The 14,592-nt window shown below is 70.0% G+C and carries 11 protein-coding genes; 2 read left to right on the plus strand and 9 right to left on the minus strand.

Annotated features, from left to right (window positions below):
* Positions 1 to 61: 61 nt before the first annotated feature.
* A complete protein-coding gene (locus tag KGD87_RS09260) occupies positions 62 to 2,197 on the plus strand; it encodes a lytic transglycosylase domain-containing protein (RefSeq protein WP_284667101.1) in 2,136 nt (711 codons plus the stop codon).
* Here KGD87_RS09260 and cmk read toward each other — a convergent pair.
* The 3 genes from cmk to KGD87_RS09275 are packed head-to-tail and all read right to left on the minus strand — an operon-like array spanning position 2,187 to position 4,978.
* Positions 2,187 to 2,897, minus strand: coding sequence for a (d)CMP kinase (cmk, locus tag KGD87_RS09265; protein WP_284667103.1), 711 nt, complete (start codon positions 2,895 to 2,897; stop codon positions 2,187 to 2,189). The two genes, KGD87_RS09260 and cmk, sit on opposite strands and share 11 nt — an antisense overlap.
* Positions 2,894 to 3,985, minus strand: a complete 1,092-nt coding sequence (gene hisC, locus KGD87_RS09270) for a histidinol-phosphate transaminase (RefSeq protein WP_284667104.1) — start codon at positions 3,983 to 3,985, stop codon at positions 2,894 to 2,896. Before hisC ends, cmk begins: the two co-directional genes overlap by 4 nt.
* 24 nt (positions 3,986 to 4,009) lie before the next feature.
* Positions 4,010 to 4,978, minus strand: coding sequence for an acetyl-CoA carboxylase carboxyltransferase subunit alpha (locus KGD87_RS09275; protein ID WP_176411788.1), 969 nt, complete (start codon positions 4,976 to 4,978; stop codon positions 4,010 to 4,012).
* 71 nt (positions 4,979 to 5,049) lie between these two features.
* Here KGD87_RS09275 and KGD87_RS09280 point away from each other — a divergent pair, with 71 nt between their 5' ends.
* Positions 5,050 to 5,739, plus strand: a complete 690-nt coding sequence (locus KGD87_RS09280) for a tetratricopeptide repeat protein (protein WP_284667105.1) — start codon at positions 5,050 to 5,052, stop codon at positions 5,737 to 5,739.
* Between the two features lie 277 nt (positions 5,740 to 6,016).
* On the opposite strand, the gene KGD87_RS09285 is transcribed toward KGD87_RS09280, so the two are convergent.
* The 6 genes from KGD87_RS09285 to KGD87_RS09310 all read right to left on the minus strand — a co-directional run bounded on the left by KGD87_RS09285 (position 6,017) and on the right by KGD87_RS09310 (position 14,488).
* A complete protein-coding gene (locus KGD87_RS09285) occupies positions 6,017 to 7,984 on the minus strand; it encodes an ArsA family ATPase (protein WP_284667106.1) in 1,968 nt (655 codons plus the stop codon).
* 268 nt (positions 7,985 to 8,252) lie between these two features.
* Positions 8,253 to 9,701, minus strand: coding sequence for an enhancer binding protein Nla6 (gene nla6, locus KGD87_RS09290; protein ID WP_284667107.1), 1,449 nt, complete (start codon positions 9,699 to 9,701; stop codon positions 8,253 to 8,255).
* A 79-nt stretch (positions 9,702 to 9,780) separates the two neighbouring features.
* Entirely contained in the window at positions 9,781 to 10,443 is a 663-nt protein-coding gene (locus tag KGD87_RS09295; protein WP_284667108.1) for a sensor histidine kinase, read from the minus strand.
* A gap of 248 nt (positions 10,444 to 10,691) precedes the next feature.
* On the minus strand, positions 10,692 to 11,144 hold the full coding sequence (locus tag KGD87_RS09300) for a deoxycytidylate deaminase (protein WP_163786031.1): 453 nt from the start codon (positions 11,142 to 11,144) through the stop codon (positions 10,692 to 10,694).
* A gap of 95 nt (positions 11,145 to 11,239) precedes the next feature.
* The gene (locus tag KGD87_RS09305; RefSeq protein ID WP_284667109.1) at positions 11,240 to 12,118 is read right to left on the minus strand and encodes a S1 family peptidase; all 879 of its coding nucleotides are present in this window, start codon (positions 12,116 to 12,118) and stop codon (positions 11,240 to 11,242) included.
* A gap of 123 nt (positions 12,119 to 12,241) precedes the next feature.
* On the minus strand, positions 12,242 to 14,488 hold the full coding sequence (locus KGD87_RS09310) for a PrkA family serine protein kinase (RefSeq protein ID WP_284667110.1): 2,247 nt from the start codon (positions 14,486 to 14,488) through the stop codon (positions 12,242 to 12,244).
* Positions 14,489 to 14,592 lie beyond the last annotated feature (104 nt).

Consider the following 14,592-nt stretch of genomic DNA (forward strand, 5'->3'; position numbering starts at 1 on the left):
AATGATCGGTGTGTGCGTCTCGTTGGCAGGCCGCAAAGCCGCGTCGTGAAAGGAAGACCACATGAGTTTGAGTGGGTGGGTCGTGGGGGTGGTTGCGGGGATGTCGCTGGGACAATCCCCCACCGCGCTGGAGGCCGTCCGCCTCCACAAGCCGGATGCGGCGGCCCTGGCGCGCGCGGAGCTGACGACCTGCGCCGCGAAGAAGTGCGACGACGCGGGGCGGCTGGCGCTGCTCGCGGGGACGCTCGCCCTCTCTGATGGCCAGGCCGCCGAGGCAAGGGAGCTGCTGGCCGCCTGGCCCGCCCCACCACTGCTGGCGCCGTACCACGCCTTCTACCTGGGCCAGGCCCGCTTCTACGCCGGGGACGCCGCGGGGGCGGCGGAGGACTTCGCGCGCGTGCTGGAAGCCAGGGCGCCCGCGGAGCTCGCGGCCCGCGCCCGCGCGCGGCTGGGCGAATCGCTGCTCAAGGCAGGCAAGCCGAAGGACGCGGCCCGGGTGCTGGAGGACGCGGCCAAGGCGTCGCCCACCGTGGAGCTGCTCTATCAGCGGGCCCTGGCGCGAGGCGGCTCCGGCAACCGCGCCGGGCAGCGCGCCGACATGCTGACGGTGGCGCTGCGCTTCCCCACCCACCCCTACGGCGACGAGGCCATGGCGTGGCTGACGGAGGGCAGCACACCTCCAGTGAAGCTGGGCTACACCGAGCGCACCACCCGCGCCGACCGCTTCCTGGGCGCGGGCGCGGCGCAGCGCGGGCTCGACGAGCTGGCGACGCTGGACAAGGTGAAGCTCGACAAGGCCCAGGCGGCCCGCGTGGCGCTGCTGCGCGCGAAGGCCTGGTTCGCGCTGGGGCGGACGGAGGATGCGGAGAAGGCGCTCGCGCTGGCGCGCAAGGGCCCCGCCACCGTCGCCGCGCAGGCGGACCTGCTGGTGGCGCGGCGCGCGCTCCGGTCGGACGACAACGCCAAGGCCCGAACGCTGATGGCGGGCCTGGACACGAAGTACCCCTCGCAGCCCGCGGGTGATGAAGGCGCCTTCTTCGCGGGCTGGCTGGATTTGCAGGCCGGACGCTTCGCGGACGCGGTGCAGGCCTTCACGGCTTTCGAGACGCGTTATCCGCGCTCACGCCGGCGCGACGAGGGCATGTGGTTCCGCGCGCTGGCCCACCTGCGGCAGGAGGAGTACGCGAAGGCCCGCGCCGCGCTGGAGGCGTTCCTGGCCGCCTATCCCAGGAGCAACATGGGGCCGCAGGCGCGCTACTGGATGGCGCGCAGCCGCGAGCTGGAAGGCGCGAAGGCGGACGCGCTGGGCCCCGCCTACGAGGCCGTCATCACCTCCGCGCCCGCGTCCTTCTACGCGTTGATGGCCAACGAGCGGCTCAAGGCGCTGAGCCTGAAGGCGCCCGCGCACTTCCCACAGCCGCCGCAGGTGCTGAAGCTGCCCCGCCCGCCCGAACTGGAGCTGGCGGTGGAGCTGACGCGCGCGGGCTTGTTCCGCGACGCGGCGGACGAGGTGGAAGCCCACGCGGCGCGGCTGCGCTCGGCGGACCAGGCCCTGCCCTTCGCGCACGCGCTGCTGGGACTGAGCGAGTACGGCCACGCCTACACGGTGGCGGCGCGCCACCTGTGGGGCCGGGCCTTCGGCGCGCGCGCTCCGGAGGCCCTGGCGCCGTTCTATCCTCGTGCCTTCGCCACCGCGGTGGAGAGCGCGGCGACGCGGCACCAGGTGGACCCCTATCTGGTGTGGGCCATCATGCGGCGGGAGAGTGCGTTCCGGCCGGAGGTGATGAGCCTGGCCGACGCGCGCGGGCTGATGCAGATCATCCCCAAGACGGCGAACGCCATCGCGGAGGAGCTGACCGAGCCCGCCCCCGCGCCCGCGGACCTCTTCTCCCCCGAGCGGAACATCCGCTACGGCGCCTGGTACCTGTCCCGGCTGATGGAGCGCTTCGCGCACCCGGTGCTCGCGGCGGCCGCGTACAACGCGGGCCCGGGCTCGGCGGCGAAGTGGATCCAGGAGCGGGGCTCGCTGCCGCTGGACCTCTTCGTGGAGACCATCCCCTTCAAGGAGACGCGCGGCTACGTGAAGCAGGTGGTGGCGGACCTGTTCCTCTACCACGCCTTCTACGGCGACGGCACCGGAGCGCTGAAGCTGCCGCTGCAGGTGCCCGCGCCGACGAAGGAAGGCGTCAGCTTCTAGGCTCCGGCCCGACGCGCGGGGCCATCCGGCGCAGGATTTCAGACTCCAGCCCGTGCACCACCTCCGACAGGGGGGCGCTGCTGGAGTCCACGTGAACCGCGTCCTCGGCGGCCTTCAGCGGCGCCACGGCGCGCGCGGAGTCGTCGCGGTCCCGCTTCGTCTGGTCCGCGAGCACCGCGTCCAGGCTGCTCTCCACGCCCTTCTGGAACAGCTCCTCGTAGCGGCGCCGGGCGCGCACCTCGGGGCTGGCCGCCAGGAAGAACTTCGCGTCCGCGTCCGGAAACACCACCGTGCCAATGTCACGGCCCTCCAGGATGGCGCCCTTCTCCGACTCCAGCGCCAGCCGCCGCTGGAGCTGCAGCAGGCCCGCGCGCACCACCGGCCGCCCGGACACCTGGGACGCCGCCATGGAGATGTCCGGCGTGCGAATCTCTCCGGACACGTCCTGGCCGCCCAGGAAGACGTGGTTCTCCTCGCCCACCACCTGGAAGTGGATGTGCACGCGGCCCAGCAGCTCGCCCAGGCGCGCGTCGTCATCGAAGGCGATGCCCTCTCGCCGGGCCATCAACGCCACACACCGGTAGATGGCGCCCGTGTCCACCAGCGAGAAGCCCAGCCGGCGCGCCAGCAGCTTGGACACCGAGGACTTGCCGGCGCCCGCGGGGCCGTCAATGGCGACGATGAAAGGCCGGGCGCTCATGTCAAAATCTCCTTCAACACCTGGACGCAGCGGGCGTTCTCCGCGGGCGTGCCCACCGAGATGCGCACGTGGTTCGGGAAGCCCTGCCCCGCGAAGGGCCGGACGATGATGCCCTTGCGCAAGAGCTGCTCGTACAGCGCCACCGACGGACGGCCGAAGTCCACGAACACGAAGTTGGCGTGGCTGTGCGTGAGCGTGCCGCCCAGCTTCGGCAGCTCCACGCCGAAGTAGTCCAGCCCCGCGCGGTTCACCTCCCGCGTGCGGCGCACGTGTTCGGTGTCCTCCAGGGCCGCCAGCCCCGCGGCCTGGGCCAGCACCGTCAGGTTGAAGGGCATGCGCGTGCGGTGCAGGTACGCCGCGAGCTGGGCATTCATGATGCCGTAGCCCAGGCGCACGCCCGCCAGCCCGTGAATCTTGCTGAAGGTGCGCAGCGCCACCAGGTTCGGGTGCCCGCCGAGCAGCGGCACGGCGCTGGTGTACTCGGGCCACTCGACGAACTCGAAGTAGGCCTCGTCGTGCACCACCAGCACCTCCGGCGGCACGGCGGCCAGGAAGCGCGTCAGGGCGTCGCGGCTGAACGCGGTGCCCGTGGGGTTGTCCGGGTTGGCCAGGAACACCATCCGCGTGCGCGGGGTGAGGGCCTTCGCCATGGCCTCCAGGTCGTACTGGTAGCCCTCCCGCATGGGCACCTCCACGAAGGGCCGGCCGTGGGCCTGCGCGGAGATGCGGTACGCGGAGAAGGAGCCCTGGCACAGGAGGAGTTCGTCCTCCGGCGTGGTGAAGGTGCGGATGAGCAGCTCGATGAGTTCGTTGGAGCCGCTGCCCAGCACCACCTGCTCCGGCTTCACGTCCACGTGCGCGGCCAGCTTGCGCACCAGGTGGAAGGACGTGGCGTCGGGGTACAGGTGCGCCGCGCCAGCGATGTTCCGCATGGCCTCCACGGCGCGCGGAGAGGGCCCCAGCGGGTTCTCGTTCGAGGCCAGCTTGATGACGCCCTTGAGGCCGAACTCCCGCTCGGTCTCCTCAATGGGCTTGCCGGGCACGTACGGCTTGAGCGTCTCAACGTGGGTGGGGACGAGCGGTCGCATGGTGTGAGGCCCTGATAGGAGGTTTCAGCGTCCGGAGAACACACCGAGCGCGCGAAACTTCGCGTACCGGTCCTGAACCAGTTCATCGGGTGACAGCTCGGCGAGCTGTCCCAGGTGCTTGCGCAGCGTCTTGCCCAGCGCCTCCGCCATCTTCGCGGGGTCGCGGTGGGCACCACCGGCGGGCTCGACGATGGCCTCGTCGATGATCTTCATCTCCAGCAGGTCCTTCGCGGTGAGCCGCATCGCGTCCGCGGCCTTGTCCGCCTTGGCGGCGTCGCGGAACAGGATGGAGGCGCAGCCCTCCGGGGAGATGACGGAGTAGACGCTGTTCTGGAGCATCAGCACGCGGTTGCCCACGCCAATGGCCAGCGCCCCGCCCGAGCCACCCTCGCCCACCACCGTGGAGATGATGGGCACGCGCAGCCGGCTCATGACCTCCAGGTTGACGGCGATGGCCTCGGCCTGCCCCCGCTCCTCGGCGCCGATGCCCGGGTACGCGCCCGGCGTGTCGACGAAGGTGAGGATGGGCTTCTCGAAGCGCTCGGCCAGCTCCATGAGGCGGCGGGCCTTGCGGTAGCCCTCCGGGCGCGGCATGCCGAAGTTGCGCGCCATGTTCTCCTTGGTGTTGCGGCCCTTCTGGTGGCCCATCACCATCACCGGCTTGCCGTCGAAGCGCGCGAAGCCGCCGACGATGGACGGGTCCTCGCCGAAGGCCCGGTCACCACACAGCTCGACGAAGTCGGTGAAGAGGTAGTGGACGTAGTCCAGGAAGTAGGGGCGGTTCGGGTGCCGGGACATCTGCACCACCTGCCACCGAGACAGGTCGCTGAAGATCTCCGTCTGGAGCTTCTTCGCCTTCTTCTCGAGCTTGGAGATCTCCGAGGAGAAATCCACCGTGCCGCTGGTGGAGAGGACCTTGAGCTCGTCGATCTTCTTTTCCAGCTCAATCAGGGGGCGCTCGAACTCGAGCACATAGCTGGTACCGGTTGCCATGGCGCGGGACTAGCACCAGGGTAAGGCGGCTTTCAACGCGCAAGCGGTTACGCACCCCACTCTGGAGGCCCATGCACCCGGCCGCCCTGCCCCTGTTGCTCCTGGCCCTCGCGGGCGCCGCGTCCACCCCCCATGCCCGGGGACTGAACACCCAGGGCTTCCGGCTGTACCAGGCGGGGCGCTACCCAGAGGCCCTGGAGCGCTTCCAGGCGTCCGCCCGGGAGTCCCCGGACTATGCGCTGGCGCACTACAACCTGGCCGCCACCCTGGGGGTGCTCCGCAAGCAGGGGAAGGTCTGCGAGTACAGCGCCCACCGGGACGTCATCGTCGAGCACCTCACCCAGGCGGTGAAGCTGGATGCCCGGCGCCTCACCCGCGCGAAGGAGGACGCGGACTTCACCCCCATCCGGGACACCCTGGGCTGGCAGAAGCTGCTGGGCCGCAGCCCGGCGCGGGAGGCGGATGTCCCCGTGCTGCTGCGCGAGGTCTCCTGGTTCGGCCCGGGCGTGGGCGTCTACGGCACCACCCAGGGGCTGCGCTTCGGCCCGTCCGGCAAGGCCACCCTGTGGACGAAGGAGGTCGACCCGGAGGGAACGCCCCGCCAGAAAGAAGTGCGAGGCCGCTACACGGTCCGCGGCAGGCAGGTAGCGCTTCGGTTGAAGGGGCGGGCGCCGCTGGAAGGCACGCTGACGGAGACGGGCGCCCTCACCTTCCCCGGCCTGGAGACGTTCACTGACGCACCTTCGGAATGCGAGGCCTGAGCCCCGCGGGGCCTCCGTGCCTTCCAGCCATCAGTCCCGCGGCGGCACACGCTCGCTTTCAGATACGGCCCGCGCAACCCCCTTGGCACCCATGATGCGCGTCGTCATGGTGCGCATGGGGGCAGGTGGGAAGGGATGATTCTTCGGGGTGGAATCAGGGCGTGAGGCGGATGTGGCGGCGGCCCCCTCTACTGCCGCGGAACGGCCGGGACGCTCCCGCCGGGCGGAATGAAGCCCGGCGGGCCCCCAGGGACCCGCTCCACGACGAACCTGGACCTCAGGCCGCCTTGATCTTCGCGGCCGGCGGCGACAGCGCGTACCACGCGGTGCGGAAGGCCTTCAGCTCGCGCAGCCCCGCGGGGTGACGGCCCAGGGCCGGCGCCATGGTGACGGGCAGGCCCAGCTTCTTCTCAATGGCCTTCGCCGCGTTGAGCTCCAGCTTGCGCCGGTTCTCGCACTTCTCGCAGGTGGACTTGGGGCCCACGCGGTTGACGAGCACCCGCTCCACGGGGAGCTTCTTCTCCTTGAGGTACTCCACCAGCCGCTCGGTGCGGGCCGCGGCCAGCTCCTCGCCGCGCGTGACGACCACGAAGCGCGCCTCGCTCGGGGAGGCCAGCGCGTCCTCGAAGCGCTTCACGTGCTTGATCATCCCGGCGATGTCATCCGCCAGCTCGCCCAGGCCCTTGGCGCGGTGCTTGGTGAGCACCCCGTGCAGCGCGCCCAGCCACGTCTTGGCCGTCTCCGCCAGCTCCACCACGCGCACCGACGTCACCACCGGCGACGAGTCCACCACGATGCGCTTGAACCGCTCCTGCACCAGCGCGTCCGTCAGGCAGGACAGCGCGGCCAGTTCGTCGATGCCCGGCGGCGCGCACTCCAGCAGGTTGCGCAGGTAGAGCAGATCCGCGGGCACCTCGCTGCCAGAACGGGGCGCGCCCTCGAAGGCCTTCTCCGCCTTCTCCTTCACCCGCTTGCGCAGGGCATTGAACCAGCCGGCGATGTCCAGCTCGCGCGCGTACAGGCCCTTGGTGCCCTTCACCTGCGTCTCCGTGTCCGTCAGGCGGCTCTGCAGCACGTCCGACAGCGAGTGCGCCGGATCCGTGGAGATGAGGAGCACCGGCCCCTCCTTCTCCGTCAGCGTCACCGCGGCGGCCGCGGCGCAGGAGCTCTTGCCCACCCCGCCCTGCCCCACGAAGAAGATGAGCCGCGTGGGCGGCAGCGGCGGCGCGGCGATGGGCGGCATGGACGGCGCGCGCACCAGCGCCGGAGGCCCCTCGGCCGCGGAGAACTCCAGCGCCTTGGTCTCCTTGCCGCCGGCCCATGCCTTGGCGAGCAGCGCCAGGCCCTCCAGCCCGCGCGGCGCCACCTCACGCCGACCCAGCAGGTGCACCGGCACCAGCTTGTCCAGCGCCTGGAACTTGCGGACGTGGGGGGCCTGCAGGCCGCGGCGCCCCTGGCACGCGGGACAGCCGTCCTTGTCCTCGATCTGGTTGACGACGATCTCCGTCACCGGCAGCCCGCGCTCGCGAAGCTGGGTGAAGAGCATGCGCGTCTGCGCCTCGGGCACCGGCTCCGCCAGCGCCACCAGGTGGAAGGCCGTGCGCGCCGGGTCCTTCAGCAGCGCCAGCAGCTTCTCCGCCTTCTGCCCCACCTGCTCCAGGACGCCGGGCGCCTCGGCGGCGGCCGCCGCCTTCTTGCCCTTCTTCGCCGGCGCCTCCGTCTTGTCCCCACCGGCCTTCACCAGGCCCAGGAACTTGCGCAGGCTCGTCGGCAGGTCGAACAGCCGCAGGGTGTGGCTGGTCGGCGCGGCGTCCACCACGATGCGGTCGAACGCCTCGCCCTCCAGCAGCTCCACCACGTGGAAGAGCGCCACCAGCTCCTCCAGCCCCGGCACGGCCTGCTGATACAGCTTGCCCATGTCGTCCTCCGACACGTGCGTGCCCTTCGCGGCGGCCTTCGCCAGCGCCGGCAGATAGGACGCCAGGAAGGGCTTCATCAGCGCCGCCGGCTCCACTTCCAGGCCGTACACGCCGCCCTCTCCCTTGCCAGGGAGCAGCTTCGTCGCCTTGGCCGGGAGCTTCTTCTTCACCAGGTCCGACAGGGAGCGGACCGGGTCCAACGACACGAGCAGCACCCGTTCCTTGGGCGCCTCCTCCAACAGCCTCAACGCATATGCCGCCGCGAGCGTAGTCTTGCCTACCCCGCCTTTGCCGCCGAAGAAGTGAAGTACTCGCGCGTCGCTCATTGCGTTGTGGCCTTCCTTGTGCCCCCCCGCGGCACCCGATGCACACTCCGGGGCGCCCGAATCGTTGGCGCCGCTGGAGTTGCCCGAGGCGTGGAACATGTACGGCCGGGCACTCCCTGTGGGTGGGAGACCCCCCAAGAATCCCCCGCCCGGAGGTCAAAAGTCAAGAATTGACGGGGGTTTCGCGGCGGGGTCGCCGCCTGGGCGGGCGTCCTCGCCGAGCCAGGCCAAGGGCCCGGAATCCGAAGGGGATTTCCTACCCATGAGGTCAGCGGATGACGAACGAGTTGGTGCCCATGGCACCCATCCCGCCGTCGCTGCCCTGCCCGCCCAGGGGGCCGCCACCGCCGGGCGCCTGCTGCGCGCGGGCCTCGGCCGCGTAGCGGTTGAGCTTGTTGTAGAGCGTCTTCTCGCTCACCCCCAGCACCTCGGCGGTGCGGGCCTTGTTGTTCCCGTTCCGCTGGAGGCTGCCCAGGATGTACTCGCGCTCCACCGCGTCCAGGCTCAGCCCGAAGGGCAGCCGGAAGGTGTGGCGCTCCGGGCTCTTGCCGGCCATGTCGGGCGGCAGGTGCTCGCGGGTGATGAGGTCCCCGTCGCACAGGATGACGGCGCGCTCCACCGCGTTGCGCAGCTCGCGGATGTTGCCGGGCCATTCATAGTTCTTCAGGACCTCCATGGCCTCCGGGTGCACGCCGCTGACGCGCTTGCCGGAGTCGCCGCGGAACTTTTCCACGAAGTGCTGCACCAGGATGGGGACGTCGTCGCGGCGCTCGCGCAGGGGCGGCAGGTGGATCTGGAAGACGTTGAGGCGGAAGTAGAGGTCCTCGCGGAAGCGCCCGTTCTTTATTTCCTGCTTGAGGTCGCGGTTGGTGGCGCACAGCACGCGCACGTCCACCTCGATCTCCACCTTGCCGCCCAGCCGGCGCAGCCTGCCCTCTTCCAGCACGCGCAGGAGCTTGGCCTGCAGCTCGATGGGAATCTCACCCAGTTCGTCCAGGAAGAGCGTGCCGCCGTGGGCCATCTCGAACACGCCGGGCCGCCGCTGATCCGCGCCGGTGAAGGCGCCGCGCTCGTGGCCGAACAGCTCGGACTCAATCAGCGTGGCCGGGATGGACGCACAGTTGATGGCGATGAAGGGCTTGTCGCGGCGCAGCGACAGGTTGTGCACCGCGCGGGACACCACCTCCTTGCCCGTGCCGGACTCGCCGCTGATGGACACGCTGGCCTTGGAAGGCGCCACCTTCTCCACCAGCTCGATGACCTTGCGCATGCCCGCGGACTGGGCAATCAGGTCCGACGAGCCGAGCTGCTTCAGCCGCCGCCGCAGCGTCTGCACCTCGCGCATCGTCTCCTTCTTCTCCAGCGCCCGGTCGATGCAGACCTTGAGCCGCGCGGTGTCCAGCGGCTTGACGATGAAGTCGTAGGCGCCCTCTCGGATGGACTCCACCGCGGCGTCGATGGTGCCCCGCCCCGTCAGGAAGACCACCGGGCAGTCCGGCAGCTCCTCCTTCAGGTTGCGCAGCAACCAGAGCCCATCCGTCTCCGGCATGGCCAGGTCCGACAGGACCACGTCCGGCCGGAATTCGTTTGCCTTGCGGAGGGCGTCATGCCCGTCGAAGGCGATCTCGACCTTGTGTCCCCATGCGCTGAGCATGTCCGCCAGCGCCTCACAGGTGTCGCGTTCGTCATCCACGGCCAGGATTCGTGCGCTGCCCAAGTGAAGACCTCCCGTACTGCGTCGTGACGCGAAGTTGTCGTGACTCGAAATCAAGATCCGGCCCGTCTGGCTGTGACACTCAGGCGCGGGAGAAACCCAGGCGGCAAACCCCCGCCCGGACGTACAGGTCGACGCCCAGTTCTGAACAGCGCAGCTGCAGCGCGGCCACGGCATCGGGCAGGGGCTCGGGGCAGGCGCCGGCCGAGTCCTCGACCTCCAGCACCGCGCTCTTCTCGTCCCCGCGCACCGTGACGCGGATCGAGCCGCCATTCTCCGCCCGGTGGAAGGCGCGCAGCAGCGTCTGGATGAGGAGGAAGCCCAGCTCCGACGTGTCCCCCAGGTGGACCTGGACGCCCGCCTCCACCGCCGCCTGGACCTGGACGCGGCGCTTGCGGCCCTCGTGCCCCAGCACGCCCAGCGCCCGCGTGGTGACCTCCGTCAGGTCCGCCACGCCCGGCGCGCCGCCGCGGAAGACGACGAAGTCGTTGAACAGCTTCAGGATGCCGTCCACGCGCTGGATTTGATCGCGCATGGCCTTGAGGTTCTTCTCCTGCGACGGCGGCACGCTCCCGGTCTCCGCCTTCAGCTTCTCCGCCAGGACCTCCAGGTGGATGGCCAGCGCGTTCAACGGATTGCGGACGTCGTGCAGCAGGCTGTCCATGAGCGTGGGGACGGCCAGGTACCTGGCCGCGCCCACCACGGGCTGCTGCGCGTCCTCCTCAGAGGGTGCACTATTTGACATTGCTGTCGATGTAACCAACTGGAACTCCTCGGGATTTTCCCTGCTCCACCCCCGCCGCCACCCAGCCGAGCCAAGAGTTAGGGAGCCGCTCCAACATCGTCAACCCTGGGTCGGTAATTCTTGCCGGAAGCGGCGAATTCCCCATGCACGGCGCGGACTTACGTCCAACCATGAGTGTCTTCCAGGTGACGATTGAGGCGCGCGCGCGCCGCGCGCAGCGGCCGCTCCTGCCCCGCCGTGCAGGGTGATCAGGTACCCGAGGCGGGAGGCCGGGCGGCCTCGCCCAGACCCACCAGGTCCAGCTTCAGCCGGGCCGCGTACTCGAAGATGCGCGGGTCCCGGTAGAACTCGCCGAACACGATGCGCACCAGGCCCCCGTTGGCGATCAGCTTGAAGCACGGCCAGCACGGCGAGGCGGTGGTGTAGATGGTCGCCCCTTCAATGCTGACGCCGTTGGTGGCCGCCTGGATGATGGCGTTGGCCTCCGCGTGGACGGTGGCCACGCAGTGGCCGTTCTCCATCATGTGGCCCACGTCATCACAGTGCGGCAGCCCGCGGATGGCGCCGTTGTAGCCGGTGGACAGGATGGTCCTGCCCCGAACGATGACGGCGCCCACGTGCTTCCGATCACACGTGGCGCGCGAGGCCACCTGCGTCGCGATGTCCATGAAGTACTGATCCCACGAGACACGTCCGGCCATCCCACACCTCCCGTCGGGCGGATGTACCCCGCTCTCGCGCGGTGTCGAGATTCCAGCCAGGCAAGCCCGGCGGACCGGGACACCGCGCGAAGGGACTAACGCCCGGCGGCGTGTGCGACGCCACCCTCCGTCAGGGGCTTGCGCGCCAGCAGCCGGCCAAAGCCCTTGGCCTGGAGGAAGTGGCGCACCTTCGCGCTGGGCGCCGCGAACGTCTCTCCGGGCATGGGCACGTCGAAGCTGTAGTTCTCCTCCTGCACCTCGAAGTCCACCTTCGCGGTGCGGTACCCCTCCACGATGGCCAGCAGCCGGCCCGTCGCCAGGCTGAAGATGCCGCCACCCGACGCGCCATAGCCGATGGGGGCGTCCGTCTTCACCATCTTCGGGCGCTGCGACGCCTTGTCCCATTCGACCTGGGACAGCATGCCGCCGGACAGCGACAGCGCGCGGCCGAACGGCGAGGCGGCCACCACCACGTCCTCGCCCAGCTCCAGCTCCGCGTCGTCCGCCAGCTCCACCGCGGGCAGGTCCAGCCCCGGCACGCGCACCAGCGCGAGGTCCAGGTCAGGCACCTGGCCCATGGCCACCACCTCGCCCCGGTGCTCCAGCGACTCCGCGCGGCGGTCCACCAGCACGCGCAACTCCGGCGCCTCCATCCCATCCATGGCCACCGCGTGCGCGTTGGTGACCACCCAGGCGACCGTGGCGCCGTCCGCATCCCGCTCGGCGCCCACCACCACGCCCGACGCCGTGCTCCGCACCCTGCCCTTCGAGGACAGCTGCAGCCGCACGTTGTAGGGGAGGATGCGCCGCACCTGCTCCTTGCGCGTCAGCCGCGGCGCGTCCGGCACCGCGAGGGCCCGCTCGACGACGGGCGCCACGTGGGGCGCGGGGGTGACGGCGGCCGGCTGAGACGGGGCACCAGCGCACGACACGAGGGCGAGCAGGGCGGGGGCGCCCAGGAGGAAGCGGGTCATCGACTCTCCGGTCTGGGGGGGAAAACGGATGCAGCCAGTACAACTCCCTGGCAGCTCCCATCATCCCGAGCCCTTTCCGGCTTTGAAAGCAGGCGTCCAGGCGGGCCCCGGACGCCTGCCCCGTCACGCGTAGCGCTTCTTCATCAGGAAGAGGATGGCGTCCTTCGCGCACGCCTCGCAGTAGCCGTAGCGCTCCACCATGCTCTTCAGCGTGCTCTGCACCTGCGTCTGCTCGCGCGCGGTGAGCTGGTTGCGGTCCTCGGACAGGTACTTGAGGACGTTCTCCTTGTTCTTGCGCAGCACCCGCTTGCGCTCCTCGAAGTAGTGATCCCTCAGGCGCTTGAACATGTCCGGGAAGATGCGGCTGTAGTCCATGTCCGCGTCCGGGTTGTCCAGCCGGTGCGCGCCGATGGAGGCGATGAGCCCCCGGCGGAAGTCGGTGGCGTCCTCGCCGCGCGGCATGATGATGGCCTCCACCTCCACCATGCGCTGCTCCTCCGGCGCCTCCATCCCCCCGGTGACGCGGTTGCGCATCTTCTCCCCGCGCACCCAGTGGCTGATGGTCTGGATGTAGCGCTCCACCAGCTCGCGGTACTGCCCCTCCGACACCAGGCCCATGGACTCGCGCACCTCCGAGTCCACCCGGTCCAGGTACTCCGCCTCCGCCAGCCGCACGAAGGCGTCATGGTCGTGGTAGCCGTCCACCACCTCCTGCAAGAGGAACTCGTAGACGCTCTTGTCCTTGCAGATGGCGGACAGCTCTTCCAGCACCGCCAGCGCGTTGAGGCACTTGTAGTCGGCGTTCTGCGCGGCGTTGAAGAGCGCCGTCTTGATTTCGCGCGCGCTGGCGCCCGAGCGCCCCTCGTAGTTGGGGTACGCGTCCGACTCCGTGAACAGCTCCTCGCGCAGCTTGCGCAGCTCCTTGGTGTTGGCCAGGCTCAGCCGGTCCGGCGGCGCGCCCTCCTCGTAGAGGTGCAGCTTCTCCACCGGCGTCACCTGGTCGATGAGGTCCTTCACGTCCTGTGGGTAGCGCTCCGGGATGGGCTTCTTCAGCCGGGTGAGCACCGCCCACATGGCCGCCAGCGCCGTGGCGTGGGGCGCCACGTGCTTGCCCACGGTGGTGGAGGTGATCTGCGCGTCGTAGATCTGCTGCTCGGTGCGGTAGCGGCGCAGGTAGGGCACGCGCACCAGCTCGATGCGGCCCTTGAACGACGCGAAGTCCGGCAGCTCCTTGAAGGCGTTGAGGTGCTTCTCGTTGGCGGACGCGATGAGCACCTCGTCCAGCTGGAGGACGAAGGGCTCCAGCGGCACCTCGCCCGTCTCGCTGAAGCCCAGCAGGTACTTGAAGGCCTCCAGGGGCCGCTTGAGCAGGTCCGCGTACTCGATGAGGCCTCGGTTGGCGTGGACCAGGGGGCCGTGCGGCTCGAAGAGCACCGTGCTGTGCAGCGGCGCGGGCACGTTGAGCTGGGTGCGGTCCGCGGTGAGCTGCTGGACGACGGCGTCCACGCTCATCTGCGGCTCCACCGTCACGGTGCCCACCTGGTAGCGGCGCGACACGTAGAAGCGCTCCACCTGGACGTGGCGCATCACCTTCAGCCAGTCCCCGCCATAGGAGCTGAGCAGCGCGGTGTAGATGCGGCGGCACTTGGAGCACAGCTCGCCGTCCCGCACGTAGTCGGACAGGATGAAGTCGCCGCTCTCCCCGTCCCCGTTGCCCAGGCCCTTCTTCTTGAGGGCGGTCTCCAGCAGCTTGCGCCGCTCGCCGGGCGGGACGGCGAAGAGCGGGTGATCCCTCAGCTCGCACGGCATGCGCAGGTCAATGGACTCCGCCTCCAGGTGCGCGAAGGTGGTCATCTCCCCACCGACGGTGTCCCGCTCCCCGAAGCCAATGGAGCCCTTGATGAGCTTCTCCGACGGGAACACCCAGGCCAGCCGGTAGAGCGCCCCCTGGGGCTGCCGGGAGTACGCCTCCATGCCCTCCTTCAGGGCGTTGACGAGCGTGGACTTGGCGCTGCCATTGGGCCCGTGCAGGAGGATGAGCTTGTTGATGCGGCCAGCCCGCACGAAGTTGCCGAGCAACCGGTAGATGGCGTTCTGCACCTCCTCCTGGCCCGCCACCCGGTCGTCCCGGTCGCCGCCGGGCGCGTCGAAGACGTGGAAGCGCCGGATGCTGCCGGTGGGGTGCGGCACCGGGGTGGTGCCGAAGTGGTCCATCACGTCCCGCAGGTACTGCGCCGCGTTGCGGGCCTGGCCCTTCGGGTCGCTGAAGAAGAGGGAGAGATACTCCTCGAAGGAGAGAATCGACCGGTTCTTGACGAAGTCGGCGTTCACCTGCGCGCCCACTTCCTGCAGATAACCCTTCGCGTCCAAGTTGACTCTCCTCTGGTCAGTCATCCACCACCAACACCACGTTTTCCGCCCGGGCCACCAATGTCCAGCACCCCGGCCGCCATTGTCGGCTGGGGCACGCGCTG

The sequence above is a fragment of the Myxococcus sp. SDU36 genome, from assembly GCF_030168875.1.
Lineage (GTDB): Bacteria > Myxococcota > Myxococcia > Myxococcales > Myxococcaceae > Myxococcus > Myxococcus vastator.